The 21,926-nt window shown below is 71.9% G+C and carries 21 protein-coding genes; 14 read left to right on the top strand and 7 right to left on the bottom strand.

Going from position 1 to position 21,926, the window contains the following annotated elements:
• Positions 1–136 precede the first annotated feature (136 nt).
• From ald to JO379_RS07825, 6 genes are all read left to right on the top strand, one after another.
• On the top strand, positions 137–1,252 hold the full coding sequence (gene ald, locus JO379_RS07850; protein ID WP_130877097.1) for an alanine dehydrogenase: 1,116 nt from the start codon (positions 137–139) through the stop codon (positions 1,250–1,252).
• Between the two features lie 342 nt (positions 1,253–1,594).
• Complete coding sequence (locus JO379_RS07845) at positions 1,595–2,725, top strand: ParA family protein (RefSeq protein ID WP_130877043.1); 1,131 nt, start codon at positions 1,595–1,597, stop codon at positions 2,723–2,725.
• Positions 2,710–3,276, top strand: a complete 567-nt coding sequence (locus JO379_RS07840) for a hypothetical protein (protein ID WP_207303858.1) — start codon at positions 2,710–2,712, stop codon at positions 3,274–3,276. The genes JO379_RS07845 and JO379_RS07840 overlap by 16 nt, the downstream gene beginning before the upstream one ends.
• Before the next feature lie 144 nt (positions 3,277–3,420).
• The gene (locus tag JO379_RS07835) at positions 3,421–4,356 is read left to right on the top strand and encodes a segregation and condensation protein A (RefSeq protein WP_209514427.1); all 936 of its coding nucleotides are present in this window, start codon (positions 3,421–3,423) and stop codon (positions 4,354–4,356) included.
• The gene (gene scpB / locus JO379_RS07830; protein WP_130877041.1) at positions 4,353–5,012 is read left to right on the top strand and encodes an SMC-Scp complex subunit ScpB; all 660 of its coding nucleotides are present in this window, start codon (positions 4,353–4,355) and stop codon (positions 5,010–5,012) included. The genes JO379_RS07835 and scpB overlap by 4 nt, the downstream gene beginning before the upstream one ends.
• Positions 5,012–6,367, top strand: coding sequence for a pseudouridine synthase (locus JO379_RS07825; protein WP_130877040.1), 1,356 nt, complete (start codon positions 5,012–5,014; stop codon positions 6,365–6,367). Before scpB ends, JO379_RS07825 begins: the two co-directional genes overlap by 1 nt.
• Before the next feature lie 96 nt (positions 6,368–6,463).
• Here JO379_RS07825 and JO379_RS07820 read toward each other — a convergent pair whose 3' ends face one another.
• Together JO379_RS07820 and JO379_RS07815 are read right to left on the bottom strand one after the other, a co-directional pair.
• On the bottom strand, positions 6,464–7,207 hold the full coding sequence (locus JO379_RS07820) for a nucleotidyltransferase domain-containing protein (RefSeq protein ID WP_130877039.1): 744 nt from the start codon (positions 7,205–7,207) through the stop codon (positions 6,464–6,466).
• Positions 7,208–7,293: 86 nt separating this feature from the next.
• Positions 7,294–7,656 carry a DUF952 domain-containing protein gene (locus JO379_RS07815; RefSeq protein ID WP_130877038.1) on the bottom strand — a complete coding sequence of 121 codons (363 nt, stop codon included), beginning with the start codon at positions 7,654–7,656 and terminating at the stop codon, positions 7,294–7,296.
• A 157-nt stretch (positions 7,657–7,813) separates the two neighbouring features.
• On the opposite strand from JO379_RS07815, the gene JO379_RS07810 reads away from it, so the two are divergent.
• From JO379_RS07810 to der, 4 genes are all read left to right on the top strand, one after another.
• A complete protein-coding gene (locus tag JO379_RS07810; protein ID WP_130877037.1) occupies positions 7,814–8,899 on the top strand; it encodes a prephenate dehydrogenase in 1,086 nt (361 codons plus the stop codon).
• 168 nt (positions 8,900–9,067) lie between these two features.
• The gene (gene cmk, locus JO379_RS07805) at positions 9,068–9,772 is read left to right on the top strand and encodes a (d)CMP kinase (RefSeq protein ID WP_130877036.1); all 705 of its coding nucleotides are present in this window, start codon (positions 9,068–9,070) and stop codon (positions 9,770–9,772) included.
• Positions 9,730–10,437, top strand: coding sequence for a lysophospholipid acyltransferase family protein (locus JO379_RS07800; RefSeq protein ID WP_242625963.1), 708 nt, complete (start codon positions 9,730–9,732; stop codon positions 10,435–10,437). The genes cmk and JO379_RS07800 overlap by 43 nt, the downstream gene beginning before the upstream one ends.
• 53 nt (positions 10,438–10,490) lie before the next feature.
• The gene (der, locus tag JO379_RS07795) at positions 10,491–11,951 is read left to right on the top strand and encodes a ribosome biogenesis GTPase Der (RefSeq protein ID WP_130877035.1); all 1,461 of its coding nucleotides are present in this window, start codon (positions 10,491–10,493) and stop codon (positions 11,949–11,951) included.
• Positions 11,952–12,045: 94 nt separating this feature from the next.
• On the opposite strand, the gene JO379_RS07790 is transcribed toward der, so the two are convergent.
• Both JO379_RS07790 and JO379_RS07785 read right to left on the bottom strand, forming a co-directional pair.
• Positions 12,046–12,372 (bottom strand): hypothetical protein, encoded by a 327-nt coding sequence (locus tag JO379_RS07790; RefSeq protein ID WP_130877034.1) that lies wholly within the window; start codon positions 12,370–12,372, stop codon positions 12,046–12,048.
• 140 nt (positions 12,373–12,512) lie between these two features.
• A complete protein-coding gene (locus JO379_RS07785) occupies positions 12,513–13,304 on the bottom strand; it encodes a DUF8842 C-terminal domain-containing protein (protein WP_130877033.1) in 792 nt (263 codons plus the stop codon).
• A 276-nt stretch (positions 13,305–13,580) separates the two neighbouring features.
• Between JO379_RS07785 and JO379_RS07780 the strand changes: the two genes are divergently transcribed.
• From JO379_RS07780 to JO379_RS07770, 3 genes are all read left to right on the top strand, one after another.
• Complete coding sequence (locus JO379_RS07780; RefSeq protein WP_130877032.1) at positions 13,581–14,828, top strand: glycosyltransferase family 4 protein; 1,248 nt, start codon at positions 13,581–13,583, stop codon at positions 14,826–14,828.
• Positions 14,828–15,808, top strand: coding sequence for a hypothetical protein (locus tag JO379_RS07775; protein ID WP_372449056.1), 981 nt, complete (start codon positions 14,828–14,830; stop codon positions 15,806–15,808). Before JO379_RS07780 ends, JO379_RS07775 begins: the two co-directional genes overlap by 1 nt.
• A 98-nt stretch (positions 15,809–15,906) precedes the next feature.
• Entirely contained in the window at positions 15,907–16,947 is a 1,041-nt protein-coding gene (locus tag JO379_RS07770) for a helix-turn-helix transcriptional regulator (protein WP_209514426.1), read from the top strand.
• On the opposite strand, the gene ctaD is transcribed toward JO379_RS07770, so the two are convergent.
• Complete coding sequence (gene ctaD, locus JO379_RS07765; RefSeq protein WP_130877030.1) at positions 16,835–18,520, bottom strand: aa3-type cytochrome oxidase subunit I; 1,686 nt, start codon at positions 18,518–18,520, stop codon at positions 16,835–16,837. The two genes, JO379_RS07770 and ctaD, sit on opposite strands and share 113 nt — an antisense overlap.
• 524 nt (positions 18,521–19,044) lie before the next feature.
• Here ctaD and JO379_RS07760 point away from each other — a divergent pair.
• Positions 19,045–19,260: an I78 family peptidase inhibitor gene (locus JO379_RS07760; protein WP_130877029.1), complete on the top strand. Its 216-nt coding sequence runs from the start codon at positions 19,045–19,047 to the stop codon at positions 19,258–19,260.
• Between the two features lie 157 nt (positions 19,261–19,417).
• Here the strand turns inward: JO379_RS07760 and JO379_RS07755 are convergent, their stop codons facing one another.
• Positions 19,418–20,425 (bottom strand): phosphatase PAP2 family protein, encoded by a 1,008-nt coding sequence (locus tag JO379_RS07755; RefSeq protein WP_207303857.1) that lies wholly within the window; start codon positions 20,423–20,425, stop codon positions 19,418–19,420.
• 261 nt (positions 20,426–20,686) lie between these two features.
• The gene (locus JO379_RS07750; protein ID WP_242625961.1) at positions 20,687–21,877 is read right to left on the bottom strand and encodes a putative hexosyltransferase; all 1,191 of its coding nucleotides are present in this window, start codon (positions 21,875–21,877) and stop codon (positions 20,687–20,689) included.
• Positions 21,878–21,926 lie beyond the last annotated feature (49 nt).

The following is a 21,926-nucleotide window of genomic DNA, read 5'->3' as shown; positions in this document are numbered from 1 at the left end:
ATTGACCCTTTACAAGGCTAGACAGCGCGAGATCCTTCATTAGACTGGTCGGGCCGCGATCGACGCGGTCTGCTCTGGTATGCCCCGGCATATCCGGATTAGCCTGTCATTATCTGATTCAAGGACCGTGATCGACGTGAAGGTCGGCATCCCCCGCGAGGTCAAGAACAACGAGTTCCGCGTGGCCATCACGCCCGCCGGCGTGCATGAGCTGGTGCGTAACGGCCACCAGGTCTACGTGGAGAAGAACGCCGGTGTCGGCTCCTCCATCACCGACGCCGAGTACGTCGCCGCCGGGGCGAACATCCTGGAGACGGCCGACGAGGTGTGGGAGACCGCCGACCTGCTGCTGAAGGTCAAGGAGCCCATCGCCGAGGAGTACCACCGCCTCCGCAAGGAGCAGACGCTCTTCACCTACCTGCACCTCGCCGCCTCCCGCGAGTGCACGGACGCGCTGCTGGAGTCCGGCACCACCGCCATCGCGTACGAGACCGTGGAGACCGCGACCCGCGCGCTGCCGCTGCTCGCCCCCATGTCCGAGGTCGCGGGCCGGCTGGCCCCGCAGGTCGGCGCCTACCACCTGATGCGCTCGGCCGGCGGCCGCGGCGTGCTGCCGGGCGGCGTCCCGGGCACCTCGGCGGGCAAGGCCGTCGTCATCGGCGGTGGCGTCTCCGGCTGGAACGCCGCTCAGATCGCCATCGGCATGGGCTTCCACGTCACGCTGCTCGACCGTGACATCAACAAGCTCCGCGAGGCCGACAAGATCTTCGGCACGAAGATCCAGACGATCGTCTCCAACGCCTTCGAGCTGGAGAAGGCCGTCGTCGAGGCCGACCTCGTCATCGGCGCCGTCCTCATCCCGGGCGCCAAGGCCCCGAAGCTGGTCACCAACGAGCTCGTCGCCAAGATGAAGCCCGGAAGTGTCCTTGTCGACATTGCGATCGACCAGGGCGGCTGCTTCGAGGACTCCCGTCCCACCACCCACGCGGAGCCGACCTTCGAGGTCCACAACTCCGTCTTCTACTGCGTCGCCAACATGCCGGGCGCGGTGCCGCACACCTCCACCTACGCGCTGACCAACGCCACGCTGCCCTACATCGTGGAGCTGGCGAACCGCGGCTGGCAGGAGGCGCTGCGCCGGGACGCCGCTCTCGCCAAGGGTCTCAACACCCACGAGGGACAGGTCGTTTACGGCCCCGTCGCCGAGGCGCACGGTCTGCCGCAGGTCGAACTGAGCGCGCTTCTCGGCTGACTTCTCCGCTGAATCCCGGTGCGTCGTCAACGCGACACACCAAGAGCGCACACCCGGCCGGGCCTTGCTGAGCAAGGCCCGGCCGGGCTGTTTTCGCATCGGCGCGCCCGCCCGTGAAAGTTCCGGGTTATGGGCCGTACACCCTTGACAGAAGGCTGTTCGATTGCCGACACATCGCGCTGTCTCCGGCGGATTGTGTTGCTGCGAACCGCCGACACGCCATAGAGTCGCAGACCGTCGGCATGGTGCCACGCTGACCTATCTAGATGTTTCCTGGTCACCAAGGAGGTAGGACGACTTGTGAATGAGTCGACATTTGCTCCCGGGGGTGGTCACCCAGGAATGTCTGCGCAGGGCCAGAGTCCCGTGGGGCTCGAAGCTGTCGGCTCCGTCGCTGTCCACACCTTCGCAGCCCGCCACCACATCCAGAGCACGACGACGACAGCCCACCAGAGCATGGACGGCCATCACGTGAACGCCATGGCCGGCGACCGCGGCGGCAGAGACTCCGCCCCTCTCGCCGACTACGAGGACGTGCCCGAGGGGCACTTTTACGACCCCGACGCGGAGTACGAGCCCGATCCCGAATACGCGGCCACGCTCGCGCCCGACGCCGCCCGTCAACGTCGCGAGCGGATCGGCCCCACCGGACGGCCGCTGCCCTACTTCCCGATCCCGGGACCGCTGACCGACCACGGCCCCGCGAAGATCATCGCGATGTGCAACCAGAAGGGCGGGGTCGGCAAGACCACCTCGACCATCAACCTGGGCGCCGCGCTCGCGGAGTACGGACGCCGGGTGCTGCTCGTCGACTTCGACCCGCAGGGCGCCCTCTCCGTCGGCCTCGGCGTCAATCCGATGGAGCTGGACCTGACGGTCTACAACCTGCTCATGGAGCGGGGCATGCAGGCCGACGAGGTGCTGCTGAAGACGGCCGTGCCCAACATGGACCTGCTGCCCAGCAACATCGACCTGTCCGCGGCCGAGGTCCAGCTCGTCAGCGAGGTGGCCCGCGAGTCCACCCTGCAGCGGGCGCTCAAGCCGCTGATGGCCGACTACGACTACATCGTCATCGACTGCCAGCCCTCGCTCGGCCTGCTGACCGTCAACGCCCTGACGGCCGCTCACAAGGTGATCGTGCCCCTGGAGTGCGAATTCTTCGCGCTGCGCGGTGTGGCACTGCTCACCGAGACGATCGAGAAGGTCCAGGAGCGGCTCAACCCCGAGCTGGAGCTGGACGGCATCCTCGCCACGATGTACGACTCGCGGACCGTGCACAGCCGCGAGGTCCTCGCGCGCGTCGTCGAGGCGTTCGACGATCACGTCTACCACACCGTCATCGGCCGTACGGTGCGCTTCCCCGAGACCACGGTCGCGGGCGAGCCCATCACCACGTACGCGTCGAACTCCGTCGGTGCCGCCGCCTACCGTCAGCTCGCCAGGGAGGTGCTCGCCCGGTGTCACGCCGAGTGAGTCTGCCCGGCGCCGACGAACTGTTCCGCACCACCGGAGGGATGGGACTCCAGTCCTCCTCCCCCCGTCGGAAGGAGAGCGGCGAGGCGCCCCCGCGGGTCCCCGGCCAGGCCGCCGAATCCGACGCCGCGCCCGAGCAGGGCGCCCAGGCCCAGGGGGACGGACACGAGCGCGGCGGCCGCGGCGGAGCCGGTACCGACCGGGAGCAGCCCGACGGGCGGCGCTCCGCCGCCGCGGACCGGGACCGCCCCACGGGCGCCCGGCCGGCGGCCGCACAGAGCGAGCCCGCCGCCTCCGCCCAGGGCCGACGCCGGGGCCGGGGAGCGGGCCGCCGGCCCAGTGGCCGCGAGCGGCACGACGAGAAGATCACGGTCTATGTCTCCGCCGAGGAGCTGATGGACCTCGAACACGCCCGGCTGGTGCTGCGCGGCGAGCACGGACTCGCCGTCGACCGCGGCCGGATCGTGCGGGAGGCCGTCGCCGTCGTCCTCGCCGACCTGGAGTCGCGCGGCGACGCGAGCATTCTCGTACGGCGGCTGCGCGGGCGCTGAGCGGGCGTGCCCCGATAGCCTGGCCTGCCGCCCCGCACGGGACGGCCCGTACCGGCTCCGGGGGTTCCCGTACCCACGCGTCGTGCCGGGCTCCCGTACCCGGTCCGTCAGGGCCGCCCTCCCCAGCACCATGGACCCCGATCGATGCCGACACACCCGCCCGCCCGCCGAGCCCTCGGCCACGGCGCGGCCCGGCCGCCGCAGGAACCCGGCCAGGCGCCACCACCGGCCGCCGCGGGCGAGGACGGCACAGCCCCCGCCGACGCCCGGTTCACCGTCCGGCTCGACAACTTCGAGGGCCCGTTCGACCTGCTGCTCCAGCTGATCGCCAAACACAAGCTGGACGTCACCGAGGTCGCCCTGTCGAAGGTCACCGACGAGTTCATGGCACACCTGCGGGCCATGGGCCCGGACTGGGACCTGGACCAGACCACCGAGTTCCTCGTCGTCGCGGCGACGCTCCTGGACCTCAAGGCCGCACGGCTGCTGCCCGTCGCCCAGGTCGAGGACGAGGCGGACCTCGCGCTGCTGGAGGCCCGGGACCTGCTGTTCGCCCGGCTCCTGCAGTACCGGGCGTACAAGCGCATCGCGGAGATCTTCAGCGGCCGGCTGGCGGCGGAGTCCCGCCGCCACCCCCGCACCGTCGGCCTGGAGAAACACCACGCCGAGCTGCTCCCCGAGGTCGTCCTCGGCATCGGCGCGCACGGCCTCGCCGAGCTCGCCGCGAACGCGATGCGGCCCAGACCGCGGCCCGAGGTGTACGTCGACCACATCCACGCGCCGCTGGTCAGCGTCCGCGAGCAGGCGGAGGTCGTCGTGGCCCGGCTGCGGGACGCGGGCGAGGCGAGCTTCGGACAGCTCACCGCGGACGCCCCGGACACCCTGACGGTCGTGGCGCGCTTCCTGGCGCTGCTGGAGCTCTACCGCGAGCGGGTGGTCGTCCTGGACCAGGAACAGGCGCTGGGCGCGCTGACGGTCCGCTGGACGGGCGCGGCGGACGCCCGGCCGGTGGTGACGGACGAGTTCGACCGCGAGCCGGGCGAGGACCACGGACACGGCCCGCAGGAGGAGACGGCATGAGCGACGAGGCACACGGACACGAGAACCCGCCCGCGGGACTGCGGACGGTCGCGGACCTGCCCCTGGGCCCCGCCCTGGAGGCGGTCCTCATGGTCGTCGACGAGCCGGCCACCGAGGAGCACCTCGCCAGGATCCTGGAGCGGCCCCGCCGCGAGGTCGCGCAGGCGCTGCGGGAGCTGTCCGAGGAGTACACCGCGCAGGGACGCGGCTTCGATCTGCGGATGGTGGCCGGAGGCTGGCGCTTCTTCACCCGTCCCGCGTACGCCGACGCCGTCGAGTGCTTCGTCCTCGACGGCCAGCAGGCCCGGCTGACGCAGGCCGCGCTGGAGACCCTGGCCGTGGTCGCGTACCGTCAACCGGTCAGCCGATCGAGGGTCTCCGCCGTTCGTGGAGTGAACTGCGACGGCGTGATGCGCACCCTCCTCCAGCGGGGTCTGGTGGAGGAGACGGGGACGGAACCCGAAACAGGTGCGATCCTGTACAGGACGACGAATTACTTTCTGGAGCGAATGGGCCTGCGTGGCCTGGACGAGCTCCCGGAGCTAGCGCCCTTCCTCCCCGAGGCGGAAGCGATCGAGGGCGACACTCAGGAAGGTGTGCCGTCGTTCGATCCGGACGCACCGGACACCGACGCAGACGACAAGACGGAACTTTGATGCGAAGCAGCGGCAGGAACAGCGGAAGCGGCAACCGGGACGACCGGGGCGCACGAGGCGGGTCCCCCCGGCCGGCGTCCGGGGGCGGACGCTCCGGTGGCGGGCGTCCCGAGGGCGGTCGCTCCGGCGGCGGTCGCCCCGAGGGTGGTCGCTCCGGCGGCGGCTACGGCGGTGGCGGTCGTTCCGGCGGCGGTCGCCCCGAGGGTGGCCGCTCGGGCGGCGGCTACGGCGGCGGTCGCCCCGACGGCGGGCGTTCCGAGGGCGGGCGTTTCGACGGCGGCCGCTCCGGGGGCCAGCGGGACGACAGGCCGCAGGAGCGTCCGCGCCGTCCCCGCCCGGAGGAGCGCCGCTACGACGTGGGCCCCGACGCCGAGCGCACCCGCGGCGGCGCCACCAGCGGCCGCACCAGCGGTCCCACCAGCAGCGGCCGGGGCGCGGCGGCCCGCGGCGGCGCCAAGGGCGGCCCCCGCCGGAGCTCCACCGCCGGTGCCGGCGGCCGGACCAGCGGGCCCGCCCGCGGTCACTCCGTCCCGGCCCGCCCGCGCGAGCTCGACGCCAAGATCGAGGAGCGCAACCGGGAGCGGCACAACAAGCCGCAGGTCAAGACCCCCAAGACGTTCCCCGGTGCCGAGCAGGAGGGTGAGCGTCTGCAGAAGGTGCTCGCCCGTGCCGGCATGGGCTCGCGGCGCGCCTGCGAGGAGCTCATCGAGCAGTCCCGCGTCGAGGTCAACGGCGAGATCGTGATCGAGCAGGGCCTGCGCGTGGACCCGGAGAAGGACGAGATCAAGGTCGACGGCCTGACGGTCGCCACCCAGTCCTACCTCTTCTTCGCGCTCAACAAGCCGGCCGGTGTCGTCTCCACCATGGAGGACCCCGACGGCCGCCAGTGCCTCGGCGACTACGTCACCAACCGCGAGACCCGGCTCTTCCACGTCGGCCGTCTCGACACGGAGACCGAGGGCATCATCCTGCTCACCAACCACGGTGAGCTGGCCCACCGCCTCACCCACCCGAAGTACGGCGTCCAGAAGACCTACCTCGCCGCCATCACCGGCCCGCTGCCGCGTGACATCGGCAAGCAGCTCAAGAGCGGCATCCAGCTGGAGGACGGCTGGGCCCGCGCCGACAACTTCCGGGTGATCCAGCAGACCGGCAAGAACTACCTGGTCGAGGTCACCCTCCACGAGGGCCGCAAGCACATCGTGCGCCGCATGCTCGCCGAGGCGGGCTTCCCGGTCGAGAAGCTGGTCCGCACCAGCTTCGGCCCGATCCCGCTCGGCGACCAGAAGTCGGGCTGGCTGCGCCGGCTGACCAACACCGAGGTCGGCATGCTCATGCGCGAGGTCGACCTCTAGGTCGGGCCCTGTGCGGTGTCCTCAATCGCCGGACGGGCTGCACATGCAGCCCGTCCGGCGATTGAGGACGAAACGGCGGGTCAGCCGCCAGCAGGATCAGTCGGCCGGACCACAGGCCCCGGCCGAGGCACGGCGCACGCGAAAGAGGAAGTCCTCGACGCGGGCGCGGTCCGGCTCGGGCGGCAGCGGGGTCCGCTCCGCCGCCGCGTCGGTCTCGGCGCGCAGCCGGTCCATCCACGCCGCGACCTCCGGCCACCCCACCTCCCCCCGTTTGACGGCCAGCAGCCGCTCGCGATCCTCGCCCACATCGAGGGTCAGCACGCCCGTACGCAGCACATCGCGCCCGCTCGTCAACAGCCTGAGCAGATGCATGGCGTGCTTCCAGCGGGGTGTGCCATGGGTGCGCAGATCGGCTTCGAGCTTGCGGCGCTGGGCGGTGGCGTAGCCGGTGAAGGACTGGTGGGCCCGGCGGGAGAGGAACGCCTCCCGCAGCGACAGCAGCTCGCGGCCGGTGTCGTCGATGTGCTCGACGAGCGGCGAGTGCAGGCACTCCAGAACGTTGGGGTTGGCGCGCAGCGCCAGCTCGCAGAACCGCTCCAGCTCCCAGGAGAACTGCTCCTCGGCCGGGCCGTCGACGTGCGTCGGCGGCTTGTCGAAGCGCCAGAAGAGCGGCGCCGGCGCGGCGTACACCCCCCGCCGGTCGGTGTCACTGGCCGCCGTCGCCAGCCCGAAGGCGCGCGAACCCATCACACAGGCGTAGATCGTGTGCCGGGCGACGAGCCCGTGCCCTTCGGAGACGGAGGGGTCGACGGTGGCCGTGGCTTCGGGGGAGTGGCGCATGGCCGCGATTGTTCCCCGGCCCCGCCCGACGTGTCACCGCGATTTCGGCACCGCGAGGCCGCCGGTCCACGACCACACCCCACGGACTACGACCACACCTCCAGGCCCAGCGCCGTGCCCTCCTCGTCGCGCCGGACCTCCATCATCCCCTCGACCGCGTCGCGGCTGATCCGGCCGTAGACATGCGGGAAGAGCGTCTGCGCCGGCACGCCGGGCGGCGGCGCCGGGTCCGCCGCCTCCCAGCGGACCATGACGTCCAGCTTGTGCTCGTCGATCAGCAGCACCATCAGCGGGCCGGTGGTCTCGCGGTAGAAGGCGGACGCCACGGCGAGCGTGGTCTCCTCGTCCGGGGAACAGTGCACGAAACCGTCGGTCGCCAGTGACGCGGGGGAGTACGGACGGTCGGGCACGGCCAGCCAGTCGTCCAGGGGCACCAAGTGGAAGATCATGGACACGTTCTACCCGACGCGGGCGCGGCCGTCCCGGAGGGCGGTCGCCGGGAACGGGCCGCCGTACGGCTGGCTAGGGTGGACGGACACGCATGATCCACGTACGACCCACGCGAACGCACACCACCGCGGCCGCCCTCCGCAAGGACATCGCCCAGTGAGAACCGCCCTCGTCATCGGCACCGGACTGATCGGCACCTCCGCAGCGCTCGCTCTCGCGGGCCGCGGGGTCCAGGTGCACCTCATGGACCACGACCCCGCCCAGGCCCGGACGGCCGCCGCCCTCGGCGCCGGCACGGACGAGGCGCCCGAGGGGGCCGTCGACCTCGTCATCGTGGCCGTACCGCCCGCGTACGTCGCGAACACCCTCGCCGAGGCGATCCGGGGCGGCCTCGCCCGCGGCTACCTCGACGTCGCCAGCGTCAAGGGCGGCCCGCGCCGCGAGCTCGAGGCGCTCGGCTGCGACCTCACCGGCTACCTCGGCACGCACCCGATGGCCGGCCGGGAGCGCTCCGGCCCGCTGGCGGCCACCGCCGATCTCTTCGAGGGCCGCCCCTGGGTGCTCACCCCCACCCGGGACACCGACACCGAGGTCCTCAACCTGGCCCTCGAACTCGTCGCGCTGTGCCGCGCGGTCCCCGTCGTCATGGACGCCGACGCCCACGACCGGGCCGTCGCGCTCGTCTCGCACACCCCGCAGCTGCTCTCCAGCATGGTCGCGGCCCGGCTTCGGGACGCGGACGAGACGGCCGTGCGGCTGTGCGGGCAGGGCATCCGCGATGTGACCCGGATCGCGGCCTCCGACCCCCGGATGTGGATCGACATCCTCTCCGCCAACCCCGGCCCGGTCGCGGACGTCCTCGCGGCCGTCGCCGGTGACCTCGACGAGACGGTGCGGGCCCTGCGCGCCCTGCAGTCCGCCGAGGAGGACAAGCGCGACGAGGGCGCTGCCGGCATCGAGGACGTCCTGCGGCGCGGCAACGCCGGCCGCTCCCGGGTCCCCGGCAAGCACGGCGCGGCCCCGGCCGCGTACGAGACGGTGACGGTGCTCATCGGCGACCAGCCCGGCGAGCTGGCCCGGATCTTCGCGGACGCGGGCCGGGAGGGCGTCAACATCGAGGACGTCCGGATCGAGCACGCCACCGGCCAGCAGGCGGGTCTGATCCAGCTGATGGTCGAGCCGAGCATGGCTCCGGGCCTCACGGCGGCGCTGCGCGAGCGGGGCTGGTCGATCCGGCAGTAGGGCGGGCAGTCCCCTGTCGGCAGGACGTCGGCGGGGGCCCCTGTCGCGGGCCGGGGACCATCGGCTGCGCCGGGCGGTCCGGGGAGCCAGTAACCTTGAGCGGAGGCTCTCTCGGGCCCGTACCGCAAAAATTTTCCCGCCCTGTGCTTGAGGAAGGTGTCTGACACCGTGGAAACCGCCGCCCGGACCGCACCGGCAGCAGTGATTGTCGGCATCGACGGCCCCTCCGGCACGGGCAAGTCCAGCACCTCCAAGGCCGTGGCCGCCAAGCTCGGGCTGCGCTACCTGGACACCGGCGCCCAGTACCGGGCGATCACCTGGTGGATGCTGAACAACGGCATCGACGTGAACGACGCCGAGGCCGTCGCGGACGCCGCCGGCAAGCCCGAGATCGTCTCGGGCACCGACCCCTCGGCGCCGACCATCACGGTCGACGGGGCCGACGCGGCCGCGCCCATCCGCACCCAGGCGGTCACCGCCGCGGTCAGCGCCGTCAGCGCGGTGCCCGAGGTGCGGACCCGGCTGACCGAGCTGCAGCGCGCGATCGCCGCCGAGGCGCCGCACGGCATCGTGGTCGAGGGCCGTGACGTCGGCACGACCGTCCTGCCGGACGCCGACCTCAAGATCTTCCTCACCGCCTCCGCCGAGGCCCGTGCCGCCCGTCGCAGCGGCGAGCTGAAGGGCAAGGAGGCCACCGACCTGGCCGCCACCCAGGCCGCCCTGATCAAGCGGGACGCCGCCGACTCGGGTCGCAAGACCTCGCCGCTGGCGAAGGCGGCCGACGCCGTCGAGGTGGACACCACCGAGCTGACGCTCGACCAGGTCATCGAGTGCGTCGTCACGCTTGTCGAGGAGAAGCGGGCGGTCGCGTGACAGGTTCGGTGACGGGCTCCGAGCCCGGTGCCGCCGTCGGCCGGCGGATCGGTATCGGGCTCATGTACGGGCTGTGGAAGCCGCGTGTGCTGGGTGCCTGGCGGGTGCCCGCCGCGGGGCCCGTCGTGCTGGCCGTCAACCACTCCCACAACATCGACGGCCCGATGGTGATGGGCACCGCGCCCCGGCCGGTGCACTTCCTGATCAAGCGGGAGGCGTTCGTCGGCCCGCTGGACCCGTTCCTGCGGGGGATCGGCCAGCTGAAGGTCGACCGGACGACGGCCGACCGGGCCGCCGTCATCGACGCGCTGGGCGTGCTGGAGCGCGGCGGTGTGCTGGGGATCTTCCCCGAGGGCACCCGGGGCGAGGGCGACTTCGCGTCGCTGCGCGCCGGGCTCGCCTATTTCGCGGTGCGCTCCGGCGCACCGATCGTGCCGGTCGCGGTGCTGGGCAGCGCCGAGCGGCGCGGCCGGGCGATACCGGGGCTGCCGCCGCTGCGCAGCCGCGTCGACGTGGTCTTCGGTGACCCCTTCGAGGCGGGCGACGGCAGCGGCAGGCGCACCCGGGCGGCGCTGGACGCGGCGACGGTCCGCATCCAGGGGCGGCTCGCCGCACACCTGGCGGACGCCAAGCGGCTGACCGGCCGCAGCAACGACGAGACTTGAGTAGCGGGACCGCACACGGTACTGCCGATGACGAAGAACGAGGAACGGACTTCATGAACGACCAGATCCACTCCGGCGACGAGCACGGTGAGCTTGGCGACGCCGAGTACGCGGAGTTCATGGAGCTCGCGGCGCAGGAAGGCTTCGACCCGGAGGACATCGAGGGCGAGCTCGCCGCCGCCGGGCACGGGCCGCTGCCCCGGCTCGCCGTGGTCGGCCGCCCCAACGTCGGCAAGTCGACGCTGGTGAACCGCATCATCGGCCGCCGCGAGGCCGTCGTCCAGGACAAGCCCGGTGTCACCCGTGACCGGGTGACGTACGAGGCCGAGTGGGCCGGCCGCCGCTTCAAGGTCGTCGACACCGGCGGCTGGGAGCAGGACGTGCTGGGCCTCGACGCCTCCGTCGCCGCCCAGGCCGAGTTCGCCATCGAGGCCGCCGACGCGGTCGTCTTCGTGGTGGACGCCACGGTCGGCGCGACCGACACCGACGAGGCCGTCGTGAAGCTGCTGCGCCGGGCCGGCAAGCCCGTCGTGCTCTGCGCCAACAAGGTCGACGGCCCGTCCGCCGAGGCCGACGCCGCGATGCTGTGGTCGCTGGGCCTCGGCGAGCCGCACCCGGTCTCCGCCCTGCACGGCCGCGGTACCGGTGACATGCTGGACGCCGTCCTCGAGGCGCTGCCCGAGGCCCCGGCCCAGACCTTCGGTGCCACGGTCGGCGGCCCGCGCCGGATCGCCCTGATCGGCCGCCCGAACGTCGGCAAGTCCTCGCTGCTGAACAAGGTGGCGGGCGAGGAGCGCGTCGTCGTCAACGAGCTGGCCGGCACCACCCGCGACCCGGTCGACGAGCTGATCGAGCTGGGCGGCGTGACCTGGAAGTTCGTGGACACCGCCGGCATCCGCCGCCGCGTCCACCTCCAGGAGGGCGCGGACTACTACGCCTCGCTGCGTACCGCGGCCGCCGTGGAGAAGGCCGAGGTCGCGGTCATCCTGATCGACGCGAGCGAGTCCATCAGCGTCCAGGACCAGCGGATCATCACGATGGCCGTCGACGCCGGCCGGGCGATGGTCGTGGCGTTCAACAAGTGGGACACGCTGGACGAGGAGCGCCGCTACTACCTCGAGCGCGAGATCGAGACCGAGCTCGCTCAGATCCAGTGGGCCCCGCGGGTCAATGTCTCGGCGATGACCGGCCGCCACATGGAGAAGCTCGTCCCGGCGATCGAGACCGCCCTGGCCGGGTGGGAGACGCGCATCCCGACCGGGCGGCTCAACGCCTTCCTCGGTGAGATCGTCGCCTCGCACCCGCACCCGATCCGTGGCGGCAAGCAGCCCCGCATCCTGTTCGGCACCCAGGCGGGCACCCGCCCGCCGCGGTTCGTGCTCTTCGCCTCCGGCTTCCTGGAGGCCGGCTACCGCCGCTTCATCGAGCGCCGTCTGCGCGAGGAGTTCGGCTTCGAGGGCACCCCGATCCACATCTCGGTGCGGGTGCGGGAGAAGCGCGGTCGTAACAAGTAACACGGCCGGTCGGACCCGGCCGGGACCGACGGTGAAGCGGTTCCGGACGGGCGGGCGAGCGGCCGTGCGAAGCGACCGGGACGCGCGGCTTCGGCTAGAAGCCGCGCATCCGGTTGTCACGTGGAGCGGGCGGCAGCGCGGCGGGCACCGGCCCGCCGCGCTGCCGCCCGTAGTACGAGTCCCAGGAGCCGGGGTAGCCGGACTGCCCCGAGTACGACGACTGCCCGGACTGGCCCGGGGAGTTCTGCCCGCCGTACGCCCGGTGCTGGGCGCCGAAGCCCTTGAACCCCAGGTCCTCCTCGCCCGAGCGGTCGCCCGGGAGGGCCCGGAACGACCTGCGGTACTCGGAGTAGAGCGCGTCGTAGATCGGCGTGACCGAGACGGCGAGGGCGTCGGGGGTGGCGTCGCGGGGTGGCCGCATACCGGGGATGTGGTTGTACGAGGTCCTGGATGCGGGATCGTATGTGTACACATCAGTGCCAACGACCCCGTGGCCCGTCGGATGCGGGCCTGACTGCGAATGGCCCGCCGGTACATGGCGGGCGGGGTGCATTCCGCTGATCATGTGCCCGCGAGGGGCATCGCGGCCGCGACCAGCTGACCGCGCGCCGCGGCCCGGTCGAGCGCCTCGCGCAGCAGGTCCTCGCGCGGCTGCTGGCCGATCGTCCCGACCGGGGCCGCGAAGACCAGCACCCGCTGCGTCTTGTTCACGGCGGACCGCCACTCGGCGGCGACCTGCATCGCCTGGTGCGCCTGCCACCAGGCGGTGGGGGTGCCGCCGCCGGTGCCCGGCTGGAGGATCGCGTGCAGCTGGCCCATGGCCAGCAGCACCGACCAGCCCGGGGTGGGCGCCGGGACCTGGTCGACGGCGGCGACCGGTGCGAAGCCCTGCTCGATGAGCAGCGGCAGGAAGACGTCGACCGGTCCGTCGGTGCCGGGGCGGGCGATGGGGCCGAGCGGCTCGACGACGAGCGCCGGCTGCAGCTCGCCGCCGATCAGGAGCAGTCCGCTGGTCACCCCCAGCTCGGCCTGGAGGGGGCTGTCGGGGGCGATCGGGGCCGGGGCACTCTGCTCGCTCGCGGCCGTGATGGACCGCACCGCTCCCTGGAGCTGCTCCTCGGAGACGGGAACGACCTGCGAGGGGATGCAGGCGGCGTGGGCGAAGGCCAGCACGGCCGTCTCCTCGCCGACGAAGAGCACGGTGCTGGTGCGCTCCCGCTCGGTGTGGCCGGGGGTGCGGCAGGACGTGCAGTCGTAGCTGCCCGGGGCACTGTCACCGCCGAGCAGTCGGGCGGCTTCTTCGTCACCGATCTCGGCACGTACGTCGTCGCTGACGTCGAGCATGCGCGGCACGGGGGGCTCCTCGAACTGTGGGTCGTCACGCGCCGGGCGGTTCCCGGCTCGTAACGAGACAACGGGCGATGCCGGGCGGGGGTCACGCCCGGGCCGGGCCCCGTGACGGCTTTCGGGGAAGATCACCAAAAGTTCCCCGGTTCCGCTACCGATTCCTCATCGGTTCGAGAACGAGTTGGTGATCAGGGCCAACCGTGAAGCCCTCACCACGGTCTAACCTCTCAGTAGGCGGGCTGCTTGGTAACGTCCGCGGCAAACGGCTGCATACGGGGACGAATGCACATCTCATTCCTGATTCACAACGCGTACGGAATCGGTGGCACGATCCGCACCACGTACAACCTCGCGAGCACGCTCGCCGAGCAGCACGACGTGGAGATCGTCTCCGTCTTCCGCCATCGCGAGGAGCCCGTCTTCGCCCCCGGCGCGAAGGTGCGGCTGCGCCACCTGGTGGATCTGCGCAAGGGCAGTCCGGGCTACGAGGGCGACGACCCCGAGCAGGAGCGCCCCGCTTCCGTCTTCCCCGCCACCGAGGGCCGCTACAAGCAGTACAGCGCGCTCACCGACCGGCGGATCGCGGAGCACCTGGGGAGCCTGGACTGCGACGTCATAGTGGGCACCCGCCCCGGGCTCAACGTGCACATCGCGCAGCAGGCGCGGCGCGGTCCGGTCCGCGTCGGCCAGGAGCACCTGACGCTGAGCACCCACACCCCCCAGCTCAAGCTGACCCTGCGCACGCACTACCCGAGGCTCGACGCGGTCACCACCGTCACCGAGGCCGACGCCGCGACCTACCGCAAGCTGATGCGGCTGCCCGGTGTGCGCGTCGAGGCGGTGCCCAACAGCATCCCCGCCCCGGCCCTCGCCCCCGCGGACGGCAGCGCCAAGTGGGTGGTCGCCGCGGGCCGGCTCGCCCCCGCCAAGCGCTACGACGTGCTGATCCGCGCCTTCGAGAAGGTCGTCGCCGAGCGTCCCGACTGGCGGCTGCGGATCTACGGCGCCGGAGCGGAGCGCGCGAAGCTGCGCGCGCAGATCGACAAGCGCGGCCTGTACAACCACGTCTTCCTCATGGGCCCCGCCAACCCCCTGGACCCCGAGTGGGTCAAGGGCTCCATCGGCGCGGTGACCTCCAGCCTCGAATCGTTCGGCATGACCATCGTCGAGGCGATGCGCTGCGGTCTGCCCGTCGTCTCCACCGACTGCCCGCACGGGCCCGGCGAGATCATCAATGACGGGGTGGACGGTCTGCTGGTGCCCACGGGCAAGGTCGACAAGATCGCCGCCGGGCTGCTGAAGCTGATCAACGACGACGAGCTGCGGCAGCGGATGGGCCGAGAGGCGCTCTCGAGCTCGGCCCGCTTCGACCCGGCCCATGTCGCCGGGCGCTACGAAGAGCTCTTCTCCGACCTGGCCGGGCGCGGCGGCCTGCGCGGCTCGCTGCACCGCACCCGGGGCGCCCTGCTCAGCAGCGCGTTCCAGGCCAAGGACGCCAGTAGGTCCGCCCTGCGAAAGGTGCGTGCCTGATGATGCCTTCCGACCGGCCCGCCGACTCGTCCGACGCGGCCCGTTCCGGGCAGCCCCACCCGACCGACACTCCCGAGGAGCCCACCACCGTGTCTGCCCCTCCCCTGGCCTTCGGCATGGGCAACCCCACCGCCGACTGCATCGCGGACTCCGCGGGCGGACTGACCTTCGACCTCGACGCCCCCGAGCACTCCGGCACCGCGGACCACTGGTCCGCCGCGCTCGTCCTGCGCCGCCGGGCCGGCGCGGCCGACGAGGGCGAAGAGGCCGAAGAGATCCGCCTGCCGCTGACGCCCAACGGCGACGGCCGGCTGCGCGCGGTGCTGCCCAGCACCGTCGCGCTGCCCGAGGGCCGCTGGGACGTCCACGTCGCCCAGGGCGACGAGGAGCCGGTGCGGCTCGTGCCCGGTCTGCTCGATCTGCGTTCGCTGGTCGACCGCAGACCCGGTCCCAGCACCTCGCCGCTCGCCGTCCGCATCCCGTACGCGACGAAGCACGGCAACCTCTCGCTGCGCAGCTGGCTGCGCGGCCCCCACGCCGAGGCCGGGGACCTCCTCCTCGACGACGACGCCCTGACCGTCCACGGGGTCCTCTACCGGGTCGAGGACCCCGAGGCATGGCTCGCCGACGCGGTCGTGGAGGCACGCTGCCGCCGCGACGCCGACCTGGTGGCCACCGTCCCGCTCACCGCCGACGGCGCGGACTTCACCTTCACCCTGCCCTACGCGGAGCTGTCCGACGAGTGGCGGGGCGGCCTGGACGTCTGGGATCTGACGCTGCGACGCCCGGAGGCCGCGGACGACAAGGACCCGGTCCGGATCGCCCGCATCCTGGACGATGTCGTCGACAAGCAGCAGATTTTCGCTTATCCGCCGCGTGCGATCGACACCCCCTACGCGGCTGCCCAGGCCGGCCCGTATTACACCGCCGACAACGACCTTTCGGTCCGGATCGACGAGAGGCCCCCGGCCGCCCGGTAGCCGTGCGGGCAGACCACCCGGAAGACCCCGCGGTCTTCGGCCGTGCGGTCAGCCGTCGAGGACAGTGGTTGTCCTCGACGGCTGGCAGACTCGGTCGCATGTTGGAGACCTCGGCACGACTGCTGCGCCTGCTGTCCCTCTTGCAGGCTCACCGCGAATGGTCCGGCCCGGACCTCGCCGAGCGGCTCGGGGTGACGCCCCGCACGGTGCGGCGGGACGTCGACCGGCTGCGCGGGCTGGGCTACCCGGTGTACTCCGCGCCCGGCACGGCCGGCGGCTACCAGCTGGGCCCCGGCGCCCAGCTGCCGCCGCTGCTGCTGGACGACGAGGAGGCCGTGGCCGTCGCGGTCGGGCTGCGGACGGCGGCGAGCGGTGGCGTCCAGGGCATCGAGGAGACGTCCGTACGGGCGCTCGCCAAGCTGGAGCAGGTCCTCCCCGAGCGGCTGCGGCGCCGGGTGAGCGCCCTGAACGCCTTCACCGTGCCGATGACCGCCGCCCCCGGCCGGCCCACCGTCGACGCCGAGGTCCTCACCGAACTCGCCCACGCCTGCCGGGACAGCCGCCGGCTGCGCTTCGACTACCGCGACCACGAGGGCGGCGCCACCCGGCGGACCGTGGAGCCGCACCGGCTGGTGTGGGCCCAGCGCCGCTGGTACCTCGTCGCGTGGGACACCGGCCGCGCGGACTGGCGGACCTTCCGCGCCGACCGCATCACCCCTACCCCGCCGCACGGACCGCGCTGTGCTCCCCGGCAGCCGCCCGCCGAGGACCTGGCCGCGTACGTCTCCCGGGGCGTCTCCACCGATGTCTACGCCGAGCAGGCCACCGTGCTGCTGCGGGTGCCCCTGGAGGAGGCGGCGCAGCGCGTCTCGCCCGTGGCCGGGGTGCTGGAGGCGGTCGACGAGCACAGCTGTCTGCTGCGCACGGGGGCGCACACCCTCGATGTGATGGTCATTCACATCGTGCTCATGGGGTTCGACTTCGAGGTGCGCGAACCGGCGGCGCTCAACGACCGGATACGGGAGGTCAGGGACCGGCTCGGTCGGGCTCTACCGGAGGTGAGGGCTCCTCGAGCTGAGCCACCTCCGGATGGTGCAGATCGAAGGCCGGCGACTCGGAGCGGATCCGGGGCAGCGTGAGGAAGTTGTGCCGGGGCGGCGGGCAGGACGTCGCCCACTCCAGCGAACGCCCGAAGCCCCAGGGGTCCTCGACCTCGACCTGCGGGGCGTACTTGGCCGTTTTCCAGATGTTGTAGAAGAACGGCAGCGTCGACAGCCCCAGCAGGAACGCGCCGATCGAGGAGACCGTGTTGAGCGCGGTGAAGCCGTCGGCCGCGAGATAGTCGGCGTACCGCCGGGGCATGCCCTCGGCGCCCAGCCAGTGCTGGACCAGGAACGTGAGGTGGAAGCCGACGAACAGGGTCCAGAAGTGGATCTTCGCCAGCCGCTCCTCCAGCATCTTCCCCGTGAACTTGGGCCACCAGAAGTAGAAGCCCGCGAACATCGCGAAGACGACCGTCCCGAACACCACGTAGTGGAAGTGGGCGACCACGAAGTACGAGTCGGTGACGTGGAAGTCCAGCGGTGGCGAGGCCAGGATCACCCCGGTGAGACCGCCGAAGAGGAAGCTCACCAGGAAGCCGGTCGCCCACAGCATCGGCGCCTCGAAGGACAGCGATCCCTGCCACATCGTGCCGATCCAGTTGAAGAACTTCACCCCGGTGGGCACGGCGATGAGGAAGGACATGAAGGAGAAGAAGGGCAGCAGCACCGCGCCCGTCGCGAACATGTGGTGGGCCCAGACCACCATCGACAGGGCGGTGATCGCCATGGTCGCGCCGATCAGCATCACGTAGCCGAAGATCGGCTTGCGGGAGAAGACCGGGATGATCTCCGTGATGATGCCGAAGAACGGCAGCGCGATGATGTAGACCTCCGGGTGGCCGAAGAACCAGAAGAGGTGCTGCCACAGCAGCGATCCGCCGTTCTCCGCGTCGAAGATCATGGACCCGAACCGCCGGTCCGCCTCCAGGCAGAGCAGTGCCGCGGCGAGCACCGGGAAGGCCATGATGATGAGGATCGAGGTGAACAGCACGTTCCAGGTGAAGACCGGCATCCGGAACATCGTCATCCCCGGGGCGCGCATCCCGATGATGGTGGTGATGAAGTTCACCGCGCCGAGGATCGTGCCGAAGCCGGAGAGCGCCAGCCCCATGATCCACATGTCCGTGCCGATGCCCGGCGAGCGGACCATGCTGTTCAGCGGCGCGTAGGCGGTCCAGCCGAAGGTCGCGCCGCCCTGCGGCATCACCAGGGCGGCCACCACGATCAGCCCGCCGAAGAGATACAGCCAGTACGCGAACATATTGAGCCGCGGGAACGCCACGTCCGGGGAGCCGATCTGCAGCGGCATGATCGCGTTGGCGAAGCCGGCGAAGGCCGGAGTGGCGAACAGCAGCAGCATGATCGTGCCGTGCGCCGTGAACGCCTCGTTGAACTGCTCGTTGTTGATCAGCTGCATGCCGGGGCGGGCCAGTTCGGCGCGCATCAGCATGGCGAGCAGCCCGCCCACGATGAAGAAGGCGAACGAGGTGATCAGATAGAGGGACCCGATCTTCTTGTGGTCCGTGGTCGTCAGCCAGTCGACCACGATCCGCCCGCGGCGTCGCTCCCGGATCTGCCCGGCGGACGCCTGTGCGGTGTCGGTCCCCATCCGCGTACCCCTTCGCTTCAGCTCACACGGGCTTTCGGGCACCCGTCATGATGCTCGTCGCGGGGGCGGGGCGCGAGGGTGCCTCACGCGTCCGGCGTGTCGGTCGGCCACCGTTCGGCTGTGGTCGCCGGTCGTGGGCCGCGCGCCCGGCCGGGCCGTCAAACACCTGCCCGGGACTCGTGCGCCCGACAGGCGGAATTGTTCCTTCCGTAATCGTGGACCCGCACTTCCGAAGGCCGGGAATTACCCCGGGGTAATGACGCCCGCATGCCTTTCCGGTGAAAGTTCCACCACTTCCGGAGGAGTTTTCGGAGGTGTTCGGAAAAGGCCTGGTGAATTCGGACCGGGAGTCATCGGAAGGCTTGATGCGGGAGATGAGAAGGCCCGTACGAGTGACCCGCGTTACGGCAAACCGGCGCAAGTCTTCTGTAACACAAGTGTGACCAGTGGCGGACGTGGGGCGGATGAGGTCATGGCACGACCCGCCTTCCACCGCCCCCGCCGGGCCGCCTACGGTGGCGGGCATGGCACCTCTACCGAACTTTCCGACGGACCCCGACGACGCCCCCGAGGCCTATGTGGGACTCGATGCCGGGGCGGCCGCCGACCGGGCGCGGGCCCGCGGCTGGGCGACGGTCCGGGCGCTGCCGCCCGGCGCGATCATCACCATGGAGTACCAGGTGGGCCGGCTCAACTTCGAGGTCGCGGACGACACCGTACGACGCTGCTGGAAGGGCTGACCGGGCCGCGGCGCGCCCAGAGGGCGATCGCGTACGGACCGGCCCCGGAAGCTCGGTGGGAGCTTCCGGGGCCGGTCCGTCAGTCCTGCTCGTCCAAGTCCTGCTTGTCCGGGCGCGGGGGAGTGGTGCGTACCGCCCCGCGTCGCCGTGCCTTCGGTCAGCCGCCGACGGTGCGGCCGCGACCGGTGGCCGGGAGCACCGGCGAGGTGCGCGGCGCCCGGTCGGAGTGCGGCGGGCGGCGGCTGCCGGTCGGGGTGACCGGCGTCCGCTCGGAGCGCGCCGTGTGCGGCCGGGGCGACAGATGGGGTCTGCCGTCGGGAACGCGCCCACCGGCGCGGCTGCCGGCGCCCACGGGCTCGCGGGCGGGCAGTTCGTCGTCGACCGGGGTGCGGGGACCGCCCAGGGCGATCGGTGCGACCGGGGCCGGTACGAGCGCGGTGCGCTCGCGCAGCCGGTGCCAGATGCCCAGCAGCCACGCCTCGGCGACCGCCATCGGCGCCTCGAACCACGGCAGGGAGAGCAGTACCAGCAGCCCGGCGCTCCAGCCGAGCGTCACATCGCTGATCCAGTGGGTGCCGAGGTACACGGTCGTCATGCCGACCCCGAGCGCGAGGAGCGCGGCACTGACGGAGGCGACCCGGCGGCTCCGCGGCGTGGTGGCCAGATAGGCGAGGACACCCCAGGTCACCACCGCGTTCGCGGTGTGGCCGGAGGGGAATATGTCGCCGCCGGCGAACATCTCGTTGGAGCCGATGGAGGTGGCGTAGTGCGGGCCGAGCCGGCCCATGCCGATCTTCGCGGCGCCCACGGTGGCGTTGAGCAGCAGCAGTGAGGTGCCCAGCACCAGCAGCGGGCGCAGGGTCTTCTGCTTGTAGGTGCACCAGCCCAGCCAGGCGGCCACCGCGACCGCGGTCGGGCCGCGCTGGCCGAGGACCACGAAGTAGTCGAGGAAGGTGTGGATCTCCGGCCACTGCTTGTACGGCCGGAAGAGCATGACCTGCCAGTCGAAACGCACGGGCCAGGACGTGGTGAGCACGCCGACCACGATCGCCACGTAGACCGTGAGGGTCGCCACGAAGATCCCCAGACGGGTCCGGGTCATCCGTGGTCGCACGGGTTCGGTGGGGCGCTCCTCCACGTGGGCGAGCTCGTCGTTGGTACGCACTCAATGGACGTTACATTGCGTGACGGGAAGCTTCGGCCGATCAGGCCTCTTTGTGATGACGATGTGATGTGGAATGCGTCTCAAGCCGGGCCGTCACCACTTCGAGCAGGCGGAATAAGAAACGCTTAAAGAATCCGGTACCGGGTGTCGGGCGAGGTCCGCGATGCGTTAATTCTCTTTTGTGTGACACCGTTTATCGGTACGTGGCCGAGGCGTTCCGCGCCGTTTCCCGCCCGGCCGGTCCGGCCCCCGAATTGACGATCATGGCGGGCCGGAGCCGTGCAGCCAGAACGCTCCGTAGAGCGCGGAGACCAGCGCCACCGCCGCGAGGGTCCCCGCCGCCCGCGCCGTCCGCAGTCGGGCGAGTGCCGCCGCCAGGGGCAGCAGCAGCGGGAAGGCGGGCAGCATCAGGCGCGGCTTGGAGCCGAAGTACCCCTTGGCGGTCAGGGCGAGCAGCAGGACCACCCCGGCGTAGACGAGGAGCGGCAGCGGCTGGCGCTGCCGCACCCCCACCGCGTACAGCCGGATCACCAGGGCGACGCCGATCAGCAGGCCGACCCCGGCGGGCCAGGCGGAGCCCGTCAGGTGCCCGGCGACGAAGGCACCGAAGGCCAGCCCCCCGTCGAAGCCGTTGCCCCAGCCGCCCTGCACGTCCAGATAGCCGGTCACGCTCCCGGTCCGCACACCGACCCAGACGAAGTACGCGAGCCAGCCGAGCGGAGCGAGCACCACTCCGAGCGCCATCCGGGCGAGCGGCTCCTGTCCGCCCGTGCGGCGCGCGCGCAGCAGCGTCACCGCCGCCGTGATCCACACGGCCGCGACGACCGCCGCCCCCACCGGCCGGGTCAGCCCGGCCAGCGCCGCGAGCGAACCCGCCCACACCCACCGGCCGGTCAGCACGCAGTACACACTCCACGCGGCCAGCGCCGTGAAGAGCGACTCGGAGTAGGCCATCGACTGCACGATGCCGACCGGCAGCGCCGCCCACAGCGCGGCGAGCGCGACGCCGGTGCGCCGGCCGCCGACCCGGTCGCCGACCGCGAAGACCGCCCAGGCGGCAAAGAGCGAGGCGACGGCGCTGATCACGAGCCCCGCGTCGGCGGCCGAGAGCGGGAGGACGGCGGACAGCGCCCGCTCCAGCCACGGCAGCAGCGGGAAGAACGCCAGATCGGAGTGGACCTTGCCGCCACTGAGATGCAGCGTGTAGCCGTAGCCCTCCTCGGCGATCCGGGAGTACCAGAGCGAGTCCCAGCGGGCCGAGAGCAGCTGATGCGGATCCTTGCCCGCGGCCCGCCCCCACACCGTGAGCACCACGATTCCCAGGACCCGGATCCCCGCGTACACCAGCAGCGCGGGAGCGGCGTGCCGCAGCGCCGCGCGGGCGCCGGGCAGACGGCCGGCGTCGGCGGCCGCGGGGGCGCCCGCGCCGGTGGGGGAGAGGAGATCGGTCACCGATCGATTGTCCAGCATGCACACCCGTGCCCCGGGCGGTCCGTCGTTC

The organism is Streptomyces syringium (assembly GCF_017876625.1).
In the GTDB taxonomy this organism is placed as follows: Bacteria; Actinomycetota; Actinomycetes; order Streptomycetales; family Streptomycetaceae; genus Streptomyces; species Streptomyces syringius.
This window is presented reverse-complemented; position numbering and strand designations above follow the sequence as displayed.